Source organism: Pseudoalteromonas sp. OF7H-1 (assembly GCF_022347825.1).
GTDB classification, from domain to species: Bacteria; Pseudomonadota; Gammaproteobacteria; order Enterobacterales; family Alteromonadaceae; genus Pseudoalteromonas; species Pseudoalteromonas maricaloris.
The window spans coordinates 86,331-105,142 of sequence record NZ_JAKRFX010000009.1; the positions used below are offsets into that span (position 1 = coordinate 86,331).

The window sequence follows — 18,812 nt, forward strand, 5'->3', positions numbered from 1 at the left end:
TATCTAAAACAATAAGATATGGTGGTAAAAAATTAGTAACCCAAAAAGAAAAGTCAAAAACATAACGATTCATTTGTATTGATCAACTTGACGCGCTTCGTGCCACTACAAACGACTTCAAGACATGAATCTGAAATCCTGCTGGGTGGCGCCTTCGCTTAACCTACCTTTGATGTAGGTCGGCATAACGCGCGCAGCGCCGCCATCCGACAGAAATTATGAATTTGCTCAGAAACAATGTGACTTACCGCGTTACCCTAAACACTCTTTATAGCTTTAGTCATTTCTAAAATTTCAGGGCCATGCAAACCCAGAGTATTACGATTAAGGTTAGCAGCCTTCATGTTTTCAATATGCCTAAGCCAAGTCTTATGGTGACGCTCATTTCTTTTTATAACACTAATTCTAGATTCTTTTGTTTTAATTTTCGTCCAGTTATCATGCTCAGAGTCGATATAGCGATGATAAAGGTAAGAAACGAGAAAAGTAGCACCGATAGTTGTAAGCTGCTCCCCCCCTTCAAACGGAAAAGTATGTCTATGAAATTTAGTCACCATCACTTTCTCCAACTCAAGAGCTTCAATTATTATTTATCCACGCTATCCATAATTCTTTTAAGTAGCTTTTCTTGCTTTCCTTCCAACACATCAATAAGCTGCTTCGAGAGTTCAGTTATATTTTTTATCATCTTTTTATCTGCTCCATAAGCTTTCCAATGAACTGGCAAAACAAATGGTTCAAATCTACTTTTACCATCCACATCTTCTACGTAAAGGACATAGCCATTTTCAAATGGGTCATCACCACTATGAGCCGCAAGGTTATGCCTCATTCTTCGTAACTCATCATGAACAACAATGTATTGCTTAGGTACAAGCTTCCTATTTAACTGAACTCCATGTCGCCCTTTTGTATCGGCGAAACACTTCCAGTAAGTCGTGAGCATTGACACAAATAAACTGTGCAGGATTGGTTTATTTTCAGGTGGTTGAACCTTTCTATCAAGCAAAGTCATAGCAATGTTTCCCCAACTCAACACACTTGCCAAATCAGCAATGATCAACTTATGGCCAATATAGCTTTGAGATAATCTATCACCTAGGACTCGGGTTTTAAGGAGTTTTCTACGGTACGTCACTTTGTGAACTAACTGCCCTTTATCAGAATCAAAGAAAGCTTTAACCTCAAAACCTCCAATTTTTTCGTAGTACACTGAAACTCTCCTTTGGTGCTTACAAATTACTCCCATAGCCCGTGCGATTATTAGTTTCCGGCACTTGCTAAAACCTGCTTATATTCGTCAAACATTTCTTTGAAATTAAATGCCGATTCAGGATGGCTCAGCATGTACACCTCATTAAGCCCTGACTTTGAGCTAAGGTGAAGTTCTCCATACTGAACAACAGGAATTTGATAGTTGTCTGTATAACGTTTATCTCTGCTGCCATCTTTATTTGCCATTGCCCAAGTATGATCAACCACTTCAGCATCACTAGGTACGGATTCACTTTCTATAAAATTTGTCAGAGTAAATTCTACATCAACGTCAAGTAAATCAATCAGAGCGAAGTCATCGCCGCTATCGACAAAGAGAAACTGAGGAAAAATATGCAAATCACCACCGTTAGCATTTTCTAAATGAAGTGCCTTGTAGTCACATTGTATTTTGCTGTTGCTTGTTCTCTTTAAACTGATCTCTTTGCGCTCAATGACATTGTTTGCAACCGTTCTTTCTGCAACACGATCTATCGACTGCGATGTTGTAATATCCCATACTTTCTTTATCTTAAGAACCTCTGAGAACCTATCATCAAGAGTACCAAAAGCGGCTTCAAGCTGGTCAGTCAGCTCAACTTCAAGCCCCAACGTGTGATTTTCATAATCTTGTTCTTTTTTCCTTAGAACCTCGCTAGTTTTTGCTATAGCTTGTTTTTTTGATTCGATCTTACTTTGAAAAAAAAGTTTTAGAGGAAACCAATTAATCCACGAAAGCTCCGACTCCTGTTTTTTAAGCTGTTCGTTTGTGGCTTTGATTTCACTTTCGAGTTTACTCTTTCTACCCTCAATTTCAGTGAGAGTAGATTTGAGCTCATTCAAACTCTGTGATGACAACCTTCCTACTGCTTTGCTTTTGAAGTAAATCTTATCGAAATTATTCATACCTTTCCTATGAAATTACCTTGATGCTCACGCTAGCACTTTAGCTGTTACTAGTTCATTATTCGCGATTCCAATCTCCTTAGCACTGGCGACCCCGAAACAAAAGATTAGGTTCTCGACTTTTACTAAATTAAAAACTCGTAAATAGTTGCTAAACCTGTTGTTTCGCTATCTATTTTGAAGCCTGTTCACTACCCATCTATAACTGCATGGTTTTAGCTCAACTAAATCAGCCTCACGTCTTTCTGCATTAAGCGTATCAAGCTGTTCTAGAAACTGGTCATACACCTTTTGATACCTCACTACCGTATGGATGCGCAGGTATTCGTTGATCACATCATCAATTAGGTCATGTACTTCTTGAGGTAGTTGCTTGGTTCGATTGCCTTTGGCTTTATGCCTTGGCATCAATGCGTTTTTATCCCAGCCGCTTTCCACAAAGGTTTTGTTCCAATAAGCTAGCGTGCGCCATGACGGTGGGCCACTGTCGTTTATTTCAACCGCCTTTTGAGCAATAAACGGGGCTAACCACTTTTGTGTATACGCTGGAACGCTTTGCTCAATTGCGCCTTGCACATACTTATAACGTCGCTCCATTTCTTTTTTGGATGTAAGGTCTTCAACAGACTCCGATTTAGGCTTTTTAACGTTACTGAGTGGTTTAAAGGTTAACTTGGTTGGTAGCTCACGCCGCGCGATGGTTCTGAGCTGGCCGTTTGACACAAGTTGTTCAAGCTTTGGCTTTTCAAAATTGAACCGCCCACCGCTTTCAATATCCGTCAACACCACATCGGTACCCGCAACGCTTTCAACCGCAAAGTAAGAGCATGAATGCTCCGATAAGCGTTTAACTAAAATCAGGTCGGGGTTTTGCAAGTCCATTGTGGTGGCATTTCCTAAAACGACGGCAAAGCATAAGTTCAAATAGCGTATACCCTAGTTGAACATCACCAATACCAATTAAAAGTGTTCATTTAGGGTGGTTTAAGGCGTTAGTACGCACTATATTTATTTAGTCTAGATGCTAAATGAACAATTGCCATGAGTAAGATTGGATATGCGCGAGTTTCGACCACAGATCAGTCTTTAGATTTACAAGTAGTCAAACTTGAGGAAGCTGGTTGTGACAAGGTATTTACCGATATGGCATCAGCATCGAATACCAAACGCGATGGGTTTCAAGCTCTACTTAGCTACCTTCGTGCTGGTGACACGTTAATCGTGACTCGAGTCGACCGCATCGCTCGTTCCGTACTCGACTTACAAACCTTAGTGAAACACCTAAAATCCAACGATATTCAGCTACAAGCGCTTGAGCAACCCATCTCAACCGAATCAGCCTCGGGCAAAGCCTTTTTAGATATGCTTGCCGTGTTCGCAGAGTTTGAACTCAATATCAGAAAAGAGCGACAGCTCGAGGGCATTGCAGCCGCTAAAAAAGCGGGTAAATACAAAGGCCGCAAGCCAATATCTAACCAAATAAGGTCAAAAGCTCAACAACTATATAAGCTGGAACATTCTATTTCTTCTATTTCGAGACAATTAAGTTTATCAAGAACAACAATATACAAACTCGTTAAGAAGAATATTGGTTAAACATATCAGCATACTCTCAAGTTAGTGTTACAGATTCCCTTCTACGGATGTACTAAATTTTATGTATCTACAAATTTGATCAAAAATTAAAAAACCCATCAGTGACTCTTTCATGCCAATCAAGTCTTCAGCAATTGCTCCGTGGGATATAGAGTTCCTACTTACAGGGTTTAGGTCGCTATGGGGATCAAAGTCCTGAAAGAATATACTTTTCAAAAAGCTGCAAAATTGTTCTGGGAAGTACAGGGAAACCGAGTATGATTTTTCAGTAATATGTGTCGCAATATGCTCAGATATAGCCGTCTGCCGCCTTCCTCCTTTAACTGTATTATGCATCAAAAAGTCGTCTCTCAACACCGACTCCAGCCTCGGATACATTAAATGAACAGCCGAATCGTAATCACCGCTTAGGTGAAAATCCAGAGCTCTCTCAACTCTACCTTGGTGTTTGTTTAATGAGTGCGCAGATTTTGAAAAAAGACTTGTTAACCACCTTGTGCTATCAGCACAAAAATCTGTATTTATCTCAGTAAGGAGTTTTGAATAATCCCAACTTAATAGGATATGCTGAATTAAAAGCTGTTGGTTTTGATAGTTTGTGTAAGCAAATGGAAACCAACCAGAGCTTATTACTAAATTCCACTGTTCTTCAGTAATATCGTAGACTTCATAAAACAATGCCCTGCTATATCCATAACTCAAAAAATGATTAACAGAATAATCTATGTCCCTTTTGACGTCTTTATCACTTAACAACGGACCATAGTCGTAATAGAAAATCCGATCCCAATCCTGACTCAATAATACTAGATAAGCAGAATCCTTAGGAAAGGAAACACCTTCAACTGACAACTCCTGAACATGAAGAATATCGTTGATCCTAACAGCCTCACCTTTAGTGAAACCCTCATGCTTATTAACCGCAATTCGAGCTAGGATTTCAACTTCATTAACATAAACCGTTGCTTCTAAATCTTCATTGATAATAACTACAACAGTTTTAATCATAAAAGGATCGTATTGCTCAGGAAGTTTGCTCAAAATACTGTTTAGCGCTTTGATCTTACGCAGAAATTCCCTTCCTTCAGATTGGACCGCAATCCCTCTAAACTCGACCCCCCCCATTTCTCCCTGTTTTGCAGGACCTAAAGCGAAACCCACAGGTCTCTCTGTTAGTTTGATTTTATACACTTTAATTTACCTCTTTAAATCAGGAGTCAAGCTTACTACTTATCCATGTTTCACATCCCTTACTTGAAAGCTAAGATGCTGATCGGTTTGGTGTGGTCACAACAACAGCCCTTGCCCATAATTCATCTGCGTTTTCTACTCTGTCATAAATACTCTCTGAACCACCACCAGAGCCATGTGCAATAACCCATTTAGTTGCTAAAGGGCTACTACCAAATAAGGCTCCACCATCCGCATCAGAGCCAGAGACTCCATAAACGTGAGATAAAGCTGGGTGTGCTTCTAAGTTATTTAGTGATTTTACAGGAAGCACAGATACAAGAAGAGTATGACTCCCTCCGCATTCTGAGTGCTCACATTTAAAAGTAACCTTAAAATCGGGTTTCCAATCTTCTATCGCAGCTGGGTTACTCCGCCATTCCCAACCAGCTAAATCAAAGAACGCAGCCCAAATAGCCTCTAAATCCGTGCCAAATTGTATTCCATTATATTTAGAACTCATTAATAACCCCTTATCCAATATCCGCAATTACTTCATATTAAATATCAATTAAGATACATAAAACTACAATGCCTTTATGTCTACGTAACTTAATTAAAATCAATGTATGTATCGTTTTCGTAGCATCAATTATTTTGTTTGATCACCTTCCTCAACCCATTCACGTACCCGCGCTTATAAATCTCATTCCCCTCAGCATCTTTGACTTGCCCTGTGAGCATAACTTCCCAGCCTTGTTTATTGAAAAATGCATCAGAAATTGCGGCTTTAATGGCTTCAACTTCCAGCGGTACCAATTGCCTATTTTCAAGTGTGGTATTAGCTTTATTGCCTTTAGTTCTGTCGATAAATAAGTCGGAGTTGGCTTTCAGCGTATTAAGTTGGTCACGGTATTTGTTACGTTCGGCAATCAGTGAGCCTACAACGGCTCTAATCACAGGGTCGTCTATAGCATCGAGAATATGTTGGTCGTTGCTATTCAATAGCTGTTTTTGGCGTACTGAGAGCGGCTTTTTACACGTTGTGCCAGCATAGGCTGCCCAAGCCTCAATTAATTGCTGAAAATGCTTACCAGTGCGATTACGGATGGTTTGTGTTGATGGGCCGCCTTGCTCTTTAGACAGCCGCCCGATCGTTGCCATAGAAAAGTCGAGAGGCGTTATTTTACTTTGTTGCTCAAGCACAGCATTCAATACCGTTAAAGCATTGGCGGTTCTTGTGGTGGCGCTTGCGCATAGCTCTTGCAGCACTAGGGTTGGATCAACTGGTTTAGCCATTTTTCTTCACTCCTAAAGTGACTGTTGCCATGTTTGCTAATGTTCTGATGCTAATGCCTGTATTACTTTCAATCGCTTGTACACCTTGCTCGAGTAGGCCTGCGTCTTTCAAGTAAGCTTCAGTATCAAGGTAAGTTGAAAGCATTGTCATGGCTTTGCTTTTGTCTGGCTCTTTAGTGGCATTTAGCATGGCATTGACCATCACATTACCAAGCTTAAGCTGCACTTCGTCGTCGAGCTGCATCAGGATTGGTTGGTAGCCCATGCGCATTAGCATGGTGTTTAGCATGTTTGATCTGTGATTAATGGCCGTGGTTTTCTTTAAATCGTCTTTTAAGTCTGCAAATACTTCTGCGTCATCGCAGATTTGGATCAGCTGCCTAAATTCAGATTTCGTGTCTAAAAAGCTAAAAAATGGTGATATGTCTTGTGCCGAGCCAAGCGCAATTACTTTGTCTTTGTGGTCGTGCTCTTCACGGTGTTGCTCAATGCTTAGTACCTTACGGATCACCTGAAAACATGCTACTAAGTCTTTGCAGTATTCATCGGCTTCGGATTTTTGTCGCTCAATACGCCTGTCTATGCTGTTTAGTTGGTCGCGCTTGCTAAATGGGGTGCCATTTACTTCACAAAAGTATTCTTCATCCAACAAACTAGATTGCTCGCCCTCGAGTTCCGCAGCAATTTTAGCCGCTTCTGTGGCGTGATAACTTAGGTTGTTAAAGTGAGCCGTAAGCGATTGAATATAGCGAATGCTGGTAATAAACCAGCGGCAGCGAATACAGTTCTCAATGCCATGGGGTACTGGCGCGTGTAAATCGGCTTGGTTCCGATTCGCTTTTTTTAGTTTATCACCGCCATTCCAGCACCCTGCAATAGAGGCATGTTCAACCAAGGGTGAGGTGTTGCCACCTGCTAAACAAATGCCTATCGACTTTTCTTGCCACCCAGCTGGGTTACGCACTCTCAATGCAGTTTGTAGCGATTCAATATCTTTAAACGCTGCTTGCAAGCCGATTTCTTCAATGGATTTATTGGCCAAGAATGATTGCAAGCTATCGTCTTCTTTGTCGATTATTTTGCCTTCGGCCTCGCGCATTTTCTTGGCCATCATCACAGGCGTGAGTTTGGTGTAGTGCAAAGTCATGATCAAACGACTGTGGCCAACCAACAACTTTGACAATATCGGTGTGGGTATTTCCCCCTCAATGGCGTAGCAAGTGATCAAAGAAACGCGTAATGCATGCAAAGGAAATAGCGGCCTTCTGGCATTTTTAGGGTCAACAAAATGCACTTTGGCACCATCTCTTAGGGTGTGCTCCTTTTGCGCCACATCTTGCTCGAGTTGGGCAAGTAAAGCCACCCAAAGTGCGTTAACATAACCATCTGTAATTGGCATGCGCCGTTCACGCTTACGATGCGCAGCTGCATTGCGAAATAAAAAGCAAATATCACCAATTTCACTACGCTGAATTTTGGTTTTGGTGCTGCCAAAGTGTTTGTAATCTAAGTCATAAATAGAGGTGGGTTTGCTGATTGGGTTGTACTTTTCTTGCCAGTTTCTTAGCTTTTCTAACCAATACAACACCTCTTCGTGTTGCCACGGAATCACGTATCCCCGAGTTATTTCATCTTTGTTTCTATCGGCGGTTTTATTGGTGTTTATGTACATCCCCGTCATCACATCACCAATATCTGGCGTAATAATGCGGTGGAATACCCCTTTTTGCCATGGACGCTTATCGCTACCTTCAGAAAAATGATGTTGCTCATTCATTTGCCACTCGCCATTGCTGTAACGCCATGTATCAGCCTCGCCTGAGTCCAGCATTCGCACCTGAAAGGTTCGCAAAGGTAGCTGCAATTTAAGATACAAAGCCATGGCACGAACAGGTGACCAAATTAAGTAAATGCTGTCACCCTTTTCTAAGGTTCTAAGTGCGCCATCGATTCTTATTTGCCGCTGTTTATCTAGTGTGTGTTTTTGCCAAACACAATCGGGGTCTGCTTTGTCTATCACCGACTCATCAACCAAAATCCAGTCTTTTAAAAAACGAGCATTGGTGAAGAAAATCTCACTGTAGTCGATGGCCCACTGCCATTGCTTAAAGTGACCCCGGGGCGCGGGGCATAATATGCTGCGCAGTTGCTTAATATAGGCGTAGGGTAAAGCGTTGTAGACCGTTTCCTGCCGTCTTACAGGGTTTTGCTCTTTATCAAAGGGGTTTTGGAATAGCGGTACAGGATCGCCATTATCATCTGGCTCTGAGTAGTAGGTATCAATTATCCAATCAATAAAGCGGCATACATCGTTGTTTTGCCTAACACGGTAGCCTTCGTTCAGCTCAAACGACATAAGAAATTTGTTGTAGTCTTGATCTGCCAGTGTAAAAAGCTCAATGGGGTCGATAATAAATCGCGGTACCAAGTATTCGTCTAAAAAGCGTGAAATAGCTGCGCGTGAGTGGTCAATGCCGTATTGCTTTTGTTCAAGCCAAGCAGAGGCCAACTCCCGCCATGTTTCCCAACCTGAGCCGTTTTTCTTGATAAACCAATTGAACTCATAATCCTGTGTTTTCATGGTTTATATCTCCTTAATTTAGGGTACTTACCGCTAAATAGTCCATCTGGATCAATATCTTCAAAGCCCGATTCCATCACGTTTTGCCAGCTCACGCTGACGTCTTCTTTAAACTCGGCATAGTGTTGACCATCAAGGTTTTTTGACGCTCTTTCACATGCCAACGTCACATCTCTAATACTGGGTTGGGTATATACGGCTTGTGATAACAACGAAGCATGGTGGAGTGCCTTTTTGATCAGCCTTGGATCAATGCCCGCGCTCGACATGCGTCTGCCATAAGCATGACGGTGGGCATGTGGGGTTCGTCCTTCAGGTTTTGACACAACAAGGTTGATACGGGCCATGGCCGCTTTATAACTTTGGTTAAACGCGTTTAGGGTGAGCGATTGACCTTCGTGTGTTTGTGAAAACGACACAAATGCGTAAGGGTGCATTCTTGGCAACGGTAATAGGTAAAGTAAGTATTGCTGCCACAACTTGGTAAATAGCTCACCGTAAAAGGCTGGAAACCAGTGCAGTTGAATGTAGTTTTCGTCATCATCAACCACTTTGGTTTTCCAGCCAACTCGAGCGGTACCCGTCATGCGGTTACGAGGAATTAAGTTAAAGTTCTCAGACAAATACGCTGCGCGTGTTTTTTGTCGTTTGCGGCCAGTCCAATTATTTGGTGCTCTGCCATCTTCAGGATGATATAAGCGTACTATCACACCACTTGGGTTTTCTGGGTCATAAAACACATCATCCACCCAAAGGTGCAAAGCATCACTTTCGCGTACACCGGTGCCATGCATCAGCAGCACAATAAGCTGATCACGCAGTGCCACGCGCTTATCTCTGGCTTTGCCTAAACCTTGAATAAAAAAGGGTTTAAAGAGCTTTTCTGGAAATGAAATGGCATCACCGTCAACCTTTAGCACATCCTTTTTGCCACATACCTTGCGCACGGTTTTAAGCACACTGGGTAAAGGGTTACTTTTGATATGGCCTAAAAAGTTGTACTGATTGCGTTTGTACCACGCCGCATAGTTAAGGCGTTCTTGATGAGAGCTGGCTTGTTCAAATGGATTTAAGCTAGTTGTATTTCTGTTATTGGCGAGCCAATCCGTTAAGCCATTTAGCGCAGATAAAAGTTGATTTACGTTTGCTGTAGAGCGAGGTAACCAATATAAACCCGATGGGTCATTCCCCTCTGGGCTAATGGTACCCAGTGACAAACGCATAACAAATGATTGAAATAACTTGCTGGCGTCTGAAAATAATCCTGTGTTGGCTTCCATGTACTCGAGCAACAGTTGGCAAGCAAACGTAATGCGATTCATCCATGGCAAACTTTTAATATGCGACTGACTTATAACGTAATCAAGTAAGGGGTCGAATACACCATATTCGCTAAGCAACACAGGTACTTCAATCAATAAGCCTGAATTATCTGTTTTTACCTGTGCAAGAACTTTGACTAACACGGTAACTAAACCAATTAGTGCTGATTAGTTTTAGTAGATTAGTATAAGAAGTGCTATTGATCTAATGAACTGAGATCTAGTTTTTTACTTTAAAAAGATAGGAATTAGTATGTTTTAGTATAGTTTTAAGTGCTATTAATAAGACTTACACTACAAACAACAGTATGGAAGTTTGGGTGGCAGTCTTACCAGCCACATCCCGGCACACAAGTCATACGCTGTGGCTGCTTCGTTCCCGACCTGACCAGATTCACGTACTATTGTTGCGAGAGGACCAATAAGACTACCATTGAGGGCCTTGTTTGGCGCGGGAAGAATTATCTCGAAGATTGCAGGGGGATGCAAGGGAAAAGTCAAAAAGCTTGGCTAACTGAGTGATGTTTAAACAGTTTGCCAAGCTTTTGTGGATTTTATGAGGCTGTGTGCTTATTTGTTCAACGCAATTTTGATTTCTTCTAGGCGCTTTTTCACTTTTTTCATGTTTTCAGGGCCCATTCTTAAAAACTGTTTTTGCGCCGAAGAAAGTTGCTCCCATTCTGCATAAGCATATTTATAGGTAACTGAGTCTTTTACCAAAGGCAGTGCGGTGTCTGGAATGGGTGTTGCCAACAACTCGTCGATTGCATCAGTTAACGTGCCGTTGAATGCATCTCCTTCGTAGCCTATTTCTTCGTATGCTTCTTCAAACAATGGTTTGTATTGGTCGTATAATCTAACCACTTGCGCGGTGCTCATGGTGTCGAACATGGCGACATAGGGTGTGTAACGCTCGTAGCTGTTAGGGTCGGTAATAATAATGTCGTCATCAATTACGCTAAAGCCATCTTGCGGCTTCACCACTGGTGCGTGATTTTCTGCCACTTTACCCTTTGCTAGGTTATCTACATAAACCACCGTACGGCGGATCACATCATCGTCTGCCAGCAATTTTACCGCTTGATTAGAAAGATAGTTCGATACCGCTTCTTTAATTTCTGTATCACTTTGTGAAAGCGGTGGTAGTGTTACTTCAGGTTCAACCGGCTCTACTTGCTCTGGCTCGATTTGCTCTCGTTGCGGTGGCAAGGTTACTTCAGGCTCAACCACTTGCTCAGGTGGTGTTTCTCTTGCGGTATTGACCAGTGGCGTTTGGGTTTGTTCAGGCACAACAATATCTTGCTTTACCTTTTGGTTTTCCGTCGATGGAGTGTCTTTTTGTGCTAGCACAAACACAGCCACAATAATCAACGCTAGTACAACTACTGCGGCAAATAACAACTGGCTGTTAGAAGGTCTTTTATTACCTTCTTGATGATTCTCTGACATGGGGACTCCCTCTTCGTCATTGTTGATACGCGTTAATGTAAAACTATCACCAAATACTTGACTAATAACTTAATGCGCGCTGAAACCCTAAAAAAATGCGTTGTGGTGCAAACTCTGGCTACACCTTGTTCAAACATTTGATCTTAATAAAAATACTTGAGCACCGAACTTAAGTTCAGTACATTGAAGTTAAGCTAAATTGCCACTTTATTAAATACAAAATCGCGCCAATTAGCGACTAAATTAAACCGCTAGTTTGTTAAAATTTGTTTGTGCCACCATAGCGCTTTAGTGCTTAAATTTCAAAATAATAGCCTAATATGTTGCGCGGGTTTGTGCACTCAGACAACTTGGGTTTTAGCTAGGTTCAACTAGAATAAATAATACAACCTATAAGCGGCTTAAGGGCAGAGTGGCACTTTACTACTAAAAATAACGCATTTACTGGAGTTATCAACTCTTTGCACCTAAAGCATTACAACATCAACAAAGATAAATAACGCATAAAAAGACCAAATTTAAATTAAGCAAATTTAACAGCAGGATGGCCTCTTTTGAGAAAGCACAGAACGAGTGATAAAAAAATTGCCTTACTACTGACTGGAGGTGGCGCAAGAGCCGCTTATCAAGTTGGGGTATTAAAGGCGCTTGCGCAAAGTATGCCTCGTACTTCTCCCCTCCCCTTTGAGATCATTACTGGTACCTCTGCCGGTGCAATTAACTCGGCGGGGATTGCCTGTTACGCATCTTGCTTTCACCTCGCGGTGAAAAAAGTGGAATATATTTGGAAGAACTTTAGCACCGACATGGTGTACAAAAGCTCGTTTACCGGTGCATACGGCCATTTATTTGCCAATATGATGCGCAGCTTTCAAGCACAATACCTTAATCAGCCACCAGCCAGCTTGTTAAATAACTCGCCGCTTCGAAAGCTGCTGGCTAATGTGCTTGATTTAAATCGCATCGATCACAATCTACACCGCCATTATCTTGATGCAATCGCGATTACGGTTTCGAGCTATTCTACTGGTAAATCAGTGGCGTTTTATCAGGCGAACAATGCTGAACCTTGGCAGCGCTCAAAGCGCGAAGGCGTTCCGGGCACAATTTCGCTCGACTTACTCATGGCAAGTTCGGCTATACCTATGGTGTTTCCAAGCGTGCGCGTTAAGCATCATTACTATGGTGATGGCTCTATCCACCAGCTTTCCCCGCTTAGCCCTGCCATTCATTTAGGTGCGGATAAAATCTTTGTGATCGGTGTTGAGCAGCCTAAACTGCCACAGCCGCTCGGTTATGAGCCGCATTTTCCGGGAATGTCTGTGGTCGCCGGTCACCTGCTAGACAGTGTGTTTAGCGATACCCTAAATTCAGACATCGAACGGCTCGACCGCGTCAACCGCACGGTAAGTTTGCTACCGGCCAGAGAAAAGCACAAAGAGCTTAGGCGAGTAGATCATATGCTCATCAAGCCAACGGTTAATTTTAATGAAGTCGCAGATCATTATTACGAAGATATGCCGTTGGCAATCAAGCTGTTACTCAGAACCATGGGGGTTAAAAAACATTCTCCGTCGAGTTTAACGAGTTACTTGCTGTTTGAGCGTACTTATACACAAAAACTTATTGAGCTTGGATTTGAAGACGGCATGAACCGCTTGGACGAAATGAGAGAGTTTTTGGAACTCAAATAAGATTTACAATAATAAAAATAGGTAGTGAAAAAGATGTATAAACCTACTATAAGTGCACTTCTGCTTATCGCACTTGGGTCAATTTCATTTAGCGCACACAGCCAAACGTTCGACGTTGTTCAAACCATCCAAAATAACACCGCTGGGTTTAGCGGCTTAGATAATCCAAGGCAGCTGCGTTTTAATCGCCAAGGTACGCAGGCCGTTGCAGTAAGTGGCGACGATAACGCAGTGGTTACATTTACGCTTGATGCACATAAGCAGTTAGTCCAAGATCAACTCTTTCAATCGAGCGACGCGCATCCACTTTTACTTACTGGCGCATCCGATGCGGTATTCGTAAATAGCAATCTCATTCTTAACACTAGCTTTTACGATGGTGCATTAAATGTGTTTGCAAAAGATAAAACGGGTAAGTTTAACCTTGTGCAAACCTTTTCTGACGAAGTGTCTTACAAAGTGGTGTTTGATCCAACCAAGAATGCCTCAGCTCATGACACCTTTAGCTTGTTTGCACCTTGGAAAATTAGTTTAAGTGGCGACAAGCGCTATGCATTTATCCCAAGTTTTAAAAGCAATACGGTCACTGCTTTTAGGATCACTCATACAAACAGCGTGACGTGGCTAGGCCCTATTGATAGCGCTGAGCAAACTGATATGGGTGGGCCTGTGGATGTGCTAGTAAGTAAAGAGGCTAACGCGCTTATCGTTGCAGGTTATGAAGGCGATGTCATTACGCTATGGCAACAGACAAAAGGTACTTATACTGTTAAACAGCGCATCGTTAAAAACGACACTAACTTGCTCGCACTCAGTAAACCACAAGCCTTGGTTGCAAGCTCAGATTTCACTGTTTTTTATGTTGCAGCGGCGGGCAGTAACAGCATTTTAGCCTTTGAGCGTCAACAAAATGGTCAATATCAATTGCTCCAGACCATTGATGCAAACCAAGTTGGCAAGCCACTTAACGGTGTCTCCACCTTGTTACTTGCTGCTGATGGCAAAAGGTTGTTCGCAGCGTCTGAGAGTAGCTCTGGTATTGCAGAGTTTAGCGTTACCGCAACGGGCAAGCTCACACATATCGCAACTTTTGATGATTTGACCAATTCCTTAGCCAATATATCGGCCTTGGCTTTTGTGACTGACGCAAATCATTTAGCTGTATCTCTTGCAAAACAAGATACCATCAAAATACTCAAAATAAGGAAGTAGTAACGCATGTGGCCAACTGATAAACCACTGATAGGACACCATGTCACCCTTGAACCATTATCAACAACACATATTAATGCGCTGCAACAGGCAGTAAAAGATGGTGAAGCTTGGAAGCTTTGGTATGCCAATGTCCCCACCCCAGACGATATGGAACGCTATGTTAACACTGCGATAAGCCAAGGATCTGAAGGCAACCTTGCCTATGCGGTAAGGCTAAATAGCAGCAACGAAATCGTGGGAACCACCCGCTATTACAATGTAGATATAGCCAATCGCCGTGCCATGCTAGGCTATACATGGTACAGCGATAAAGTACGTCGAACAGCGGTTAACACGGAGTGTAAGTTTTTGCTGTTACAGCAACTTTTTGAAGATTTTGACGCCATTGCCGTTGAATTTAGAACCCACTTTTTTAATCATGCCTCTCGCAATGCCATTGAGCGGCTTGGCGCCAAACTCGATGGTATCTTGCGCAGCCACCAGATCGGTAGAAACGGCGAGCTAAGAGACACCGTTGTGTATTCAATTATCGCCTCAGAATGGCCCACCGTTAAGCAGCATTTATTGAGCAAGCTCGACAGGTAGTAAAAGCATAAAAGATCGCAGGGTGAACCTGCTCCTACTTTGTGTTGTAGGAGACGCTTTACGCGGCGATCTGTAACAACAAAAACAGCACACAAGATCGCAGGGTAAATCTGCTCCTACTCCGTGTTGTAGGAGACGCTTTACGCGACGAGCAGTAACAACAAAAACAACACACAAGATCGCAGGGTGAACCTGCTCCTATTTTGTGTTGTAGGAGACGCTTTACGCGACGAGCAGTAACAACAAAAACAACACACAAGATCGCAGGGTGAACCTGCTCCTACTCCGTTGTAGGAGGCGCTTTACGCGGCGATCTGTATAGCTTACTGCACGATTTTACTTTTTGCTTGAGCTATCATGCTTTCAAAATAATCATATACTGACGGATCTTCGACTTGCTGTGCTTTCGCAAGTTTCAAGGCGTGATTAAAGCTTTTCAGCGCCTTATTATACGCTTTGTTCTCTATATATCCATGGCCTAGGCTTGCATGGGCATAAGACGAGTCGGGATAACGCGTGACAAATGCATTTAAAGTCGCAAGTGCAGCGTCTAGACGTTTATGGCTGATTTGCGCGTCAGCAAGTGCTCTGTATATAGACTCTGGCACTAACACATCAAACTCATAGCGCTTAGAGAGCTTTAGATAATAATCTTCAATATCAAAGATATGCGCATATTTTCCTGCTTCTTCATTAAGCTCAAAGTAAAAATCGTCAAAAAGTTTCGTTAATCCTTCATAGAGACTTGGGTAAAACGTAGTTTGATGCGTTTCCAATTCTTTGAGGCTAAATTGCCAATTTACTTCTTTTGATCGAAGTGCTTTTAGGTTTGACGCAACTCGCATACCGTTGGTGTAAAAGTCGCCACCTTCCCCTGCGATACTAATATACAGATTGCGACGTAAATCATGAGTTGAGTTGCTGAGTGCTTTAAACTGCTGATCGAGCTCTTCCTCACCCCACCAACCTGGCGGGCTAATAAGCAGATAATTAGTAAATATCTCTGGCGTATTTAGAAAAGTGTGTAGTCCGTAGATCCCACCATTGGAATACCCTACTAACGTACGATTAGGTTTGAGTGAATATTGTGACTCAATGAAAGGAAATAACTCTTGAGTTAAGAAGGCTGTAAACTCGGTTGTCTTGCCAAATTGAGGAAACTTCTCTTTAATCCAGCGCTGTCTATCACTTTGAGCCTCACCGTTAATTGGCGGTAAGTAGTCTCTTGTTCTCACCGTGGTTTTCAACCCAACAACGATGGTAGCTGGTATTTTTCCAGTGCTAACCAAAGACTCCACAATGCCCACGGTTTGGGTAAAAAAGAATTCTGCATCGAGTAAGTACAACACTTGATATTGTTTCTTAGGGTCATAATCATTTGGCGTATAAACCATGACCTCCCTATTCTCACTTAATACCTTAGATGCAAAAGTTATTTTAGACCCAATCGTGATGGCTTGTTGTTCTAATGTTTGCCCATACACCTTGCCCAATGCTGCAAGTAGCATTAACAATAGCAAAATAATAAAACGCATGACTTTCCTTTTTAGTTTATTTTTATCAGTGTGTTACATTAGAAAAAAACAGGGCGATAAAACAGCGAAGTTTGCTGATTTTTCGCTGATAATTCGCTGAAAAAAGAATTTTAAAATGGAATTAAAGCAGTTTTTGGTAGCAGAGCACCTTGTGGATGTAAACCGCAATCATATTGTTATCGACCAACAGACTTATGCGCTCCCCCCTAAAGCAATAGCGGTGCTTTGTGAATTGGCAAAACAACCTAGAGAAGTAGTGAGCTTTGAGCAACTACTTAACACCGTTTGGCACGACAGAGTTGTTTCTCCCAATACATTGCAGCGCTGCATTTTCCAAATTCGCCAAGTATTCAAATATGCTGATAGTGAGTTAGAGTTTATAAAAACGCACAGTAAAAAAGGCTATAGTTTAGAGGCATCCGTTACGTCGACAAGCGATAAGCCGAGCGCGCATAAAGCGACTCAAAAATCTCACCCACGCGCTGCAAGATTTGGGGTAGCGGCACTAGCGATAGTTATCACGGCTTATCTCTTTACGGTTATAATTCAACCAAAAACCAACCCCAGAGTACCGATTCAACCTACTTTTACTCCAATGACCACAAGTGACGCATGGGATGCAAATGCCAGCTACTCACCCAATGGACAATGGATTGTTTTTCAGCGCTTTAGCGATAATTGTCATAGTCAGCTTTGGGTCAAAAATCTAGCCTCGCACAAAACCTCTCGTTTAACCGCTCGCCAGGGCGTGTACGGAAAACCAAGTTGGTCACAGGACGCAAAGCAACTAACTTTTACCGAACGGAGTCATTGCAAGGCTCAAGAGACGTCTCCCTTTTGCTGGTCTTTAAACACACTAAATGTCGATACTGCAATCAACTCACCACAAAATCCACATGCCATTATCGCTTGCCAAGAAAAGCCCATATGGCGTGCAAATTGGATGAAAAACGGCGAGATCAGTTACTTATCTCATTTACGCCCTAAGCAAGTAGTTCCCTACCTTTTTGATTTAAATACAAAAAAAAGCCGCACTACCGAGTATTTGCCAAACTTTGAAAACTACACTCTTGACTATCTTGCAGATCAAAATGTTTTCGCAATGGTGAGCATTGATGAGCACAACTCTCATCACCTGAATATTTACAATCCTGATAAGACACTAACGATCACGGCAAAGATAGTACTACCGCACGAATTGTCACCATTACAGCCAATTGAAGTCAGTTATCATCCAAGCGGCGAGTATTTGCTCGCATCGACGACTAATGGACTTTATAAACTGCAAACCAACGGGAGAATGGTTGCACTTGATACTGGGGGCAGAAAGAATCTAACAGAGGCTTCTTTTTCAGCTGATGGAAAACAGATTTTAGCGACACAGATAAATGCCGATACCGATATTTTTACCTTAAGTCTTGCTCAAATACGAAATCACCAAACCGCTGCGACAGCAAAGATAGCCAGAACAACAATAAAGGAGGACAATCCACAGTTTCAACCTCATGGTGATCATATTGCTTTTACATCTACACGTACCGGCTCAAGACAAATATGGCTTTACAATGACCAAGGTGTTTCACAGCTTACCGATTCACGGCACGACAATATCAGCAAACGAATTGTGTGGTCTCCTGCGGGTAATGAGATAGCTGGCACAACACAACAAGGACTCACTATTTGGTCCTTAAATGGTGAGAAAACCCTCATTGCTAATTCGCTTGCCATTGATTCCGTCCTGCAGTGGCTGACGCCGAAAACGTTGTTGGTCACAGCAAGGGAAAATGGAAGCGCGGGGCTTTACATTATAAATAAAGATACCAAAGAAGCCTCACTCATTGTTTCTGAAAATGTAGTTTGGGCCGCGCAAGTAGATAGTGAGCATTTTCTTTATCAAGATATGAGTCAGCGTTTTTGGCTTGTTAACACAAACGCAGCTCCCGTACCGACTGAGGTCCATGAATTACGCGCTCAGTTAGCGCAGCCATTTGCCGTTTATAAAGACGGTATATTGTACGGCGTAAACAACGACAACCAACTATGGTCTTATCATCTCAGTACAAGGATATATCAACGCCTTGCAGAGGTACCCAGTAACAGTCGCTACTTAGCAGATTTTAACGGTGAAACCTTTTTGTTTACTCAAATGCATTTGATGCAAAAGCATATCGTGTCATTTAATACACCTGATGATCGAGGAACATAG

The 18,812-nt window shown here is 42.3% G+C and carries 16 protein-coding genes and 1 other RNA gene; 5 read left to right on the top strand and 12 right to left on the bottom strand.

Translation table 11 applies throughout. From position 1 onward, the window contains the following. Positions 1–257: 257 nt before the first annotated feature. The 4 genes from MHN30_RS12840 to MHN30_RS12855 all read right to left on the bottom strand — a co-directional run bounded on the left by MHN30_RS12840 (position 258) and on the right by MHN30_RS12855 (position 3,042). A complete protein-coding gene (locus MHN30_RS12840) occupies positions 258–557 on the bottom strand; it encodes a hypothetical protein (RefSeq protein ID WP_239359903.1) in 300 nt (99 codons plus the stop codon). A 29-nt stretch (positions 558–586) separates the two neighbouring features. Next, entirely contained in the window at positions 587–1,213 is a 627-nt protein-coding gene (locus MHN30_RS12845) for a hypothetical protein (RefSeq protein ID WP_239359904.1), read from the bottom strand. Positions 1,214–1,263: 50 nt separating this feature from the next. Continuing rightward, entirely contained in the window at positions 1,264–2,160 is an 897-nt protein-coding gene (locus MHN30_RS12850) for a hypothetical protein (RefSeq protein ID WP_239359905.1), read from the bottom strand. A 168-nt stretch (positions 2,161–2,328) separates the two neighbouring features. Then, positions 2,329–3,042 carry a hypothetical protein gene (locus tag MHN30_RS12855; protein WP_239359906.1) on the bottom strand — a complete coding sequence of 238 codons (714 nt, stop codon included), beginning with the start codon at positions 3,040–3,042 and terminating at the stop codon, positions 2,329–2,331. A 159-nt stretch (positions 3,043–3,201) separates the two neighbouring features. Here MHN30_RS12855 and MHN30_RS12860 point away from each other — a divergent pair, with 159 nt between their 5' ends. After that, positions 3,202–3,756 carry a recombinase family protein gene (locus MHN30_RS12860; RefSeq protein ID WP_069018627.1) on the top strand — a complete coding sequence of 185 codons (555 nt, stop codon included), beginning with the start codon at positions 3,202–3,204 and terminating at the stop codon, positions 3,754–3,756. 27 nt (positions 3,757–3,783) lie between these two features. Here MHN30_RS12860 and MHN30_RS12865 read toward each other — a convergent pair whose 3' ends face one another. From MHN30_RS12865 to MHN30_RS12895, 7 genes are all read right to left on the bottom strand, one after another. Continuing rightward, positions 3,784–4,947 (bottom strand): hypothetical protein, encoded by a 1,164-nt coding sequence (locus tag MHN30_RS12865; RefSeq protein WP_239359907.1) that lies wholly within the window; start codon positions 4,945–4,947, stop codon positions 3,784–3,786. Between the two features lie 70 nt (positions 4,948–5,017). Continuing rightward, positions 5,018–5,449 (bottom strand): hypothetical protein, encoded by a 432-nt coding sequence (locus tag MHN30_RS12870; RefSeq protein WP_239359908.1) that lies wholly within the window; start codon positions 5,447–5,449, stop codon positions 5,018–5,020. A 125-nt stretch (positions 5,450–5,574) separates the two neighbouring features. Beyond that, positions 5,575–6,225, bottom strand: a complete 651-nt coding sequence (gmtX, locus tag MHN30_RS12875; protein WP_239359909.1) for a gamma-mobile-trio protein GmtX — start codon at positions 6,223–6,225, stop codon at positions 5,575–5,577. Further along, entirely contained in the window at positions 6,218–8,806 is a 2,589-nt protein-coding gene (locus tag MHN30_RS12880; RefSeq protein ID WP_239359910.1) for an integrase family protein, read from the bottom strand. Before MHN30_RS12880 ends, gmtX begins: the two co-directional genes overlap by 8 nt. Then, positions 8,803–10,272, bottom strand: coding sequence for a gamma-mobile-trio recombinase GmtY (gmtY, locus tag MHN30_RS12885; protein WP_239359911.1), 1,470 nt, complete (start codon positions 10,270–10,272; stop codon positions 8,803–8,805). Before gmtY ends, MHN30_RS12880 begins: the two co-directional genes overlap by 4 nt. Before the next feature lie 183 nt (positions 10,273–10,455). After that, positions 10,456–10,552: signal recognition particle sRNA small type (gene ffs / locus MHN30_RS12890), an RNA gene on the bottom strand. A 146-nt stretch (positions 10,553–10,698) separates the two neighbouring features. Then, entirely contained in the window at positions 10,699–11,577 is an 879-nt protein-coding gene (locus MHN30_RS12895; RefSeq protein WP_222240891.1) for a DUF3014 domain-containing protein, read from the bottom strand. A gap of 554 nt (positions 11,578–12,131) precedes the next feature. On the opposite strand from MHN30_RS12895, the gene MHN30_RS12900 reads away from it, so the two are divergent. Genes MHN30_RS12900 through MHN30_RS12910 form a run of 3 tightly spaced genes read left to right on the top strand, consistent with a single transcriptional unit; the run spans position 12,132 to position 15,071 of the window. Then, positions 12,132–13,271: a patatin-like phospholipase family protein gene (locus MHN30_RS12900; protein ID WP_045964207.1), complete on the top strand. Its 1,140-nt coding sequence runs from the start codon at positions 12,132–12,134 to the stop codon at positions 13,269–13,271. A 33-nt stretch (positions 13,272–13,304) separates the two neighbouring features. Continuing rightward, positions 13,305–14,483, top strand: a complete 1,179-nt coding sequence (locus tag MHN30_RS12905) for a beta-propeller fold lactonase family protein (RefSeq protein WP_239359912.1) — start codon at positions 13,305–13,307, stop codon at positions 14,481–14,483. Positions 14,484–14,489: 6 nt separating this feature from the next. Further along, entirely contained in the window at positions 14,490–15,071 is a 582-nt protein-coding gene (locus MHN30_RS12910; RefSeq protein ID WP_130126050.1) for a GNAT family protein, read from the top strand. Positions 15,072–15,394: 323 nt separating this feature from the next. On the opposite strand, the gene MHN30_RS12915 is transcribed toward MHN30_RS12910, so the two are convergent. Beyond that, on the bottom strand, positions 15,395–16,606 hold the full coding sequence (locus MHN30_RS12915; protein WP_239359913.1) for an alpha/beta hydrolase-fold protein: 1,212 nt from the start codon (positions 16,604–16,606) through the stop codon (positions 15,395–15,397). 115 nt (positions 16,607–16,721) lie between these two features. On the opposite strand from MHN30_RS12915, the gene MHN30_RS12920 reads away from it, so the two are divergent. Next, on the top strand, positions 16,722–18,812 hold the full coding sequence (locus MHN30_RS12920) for a winged helix-turn-helix domain-containing protein (protein WP_239359914.1): 2,091 nt from the start codon (positions 16,722–16,724) through the stop codon (positions 18,810–18,812).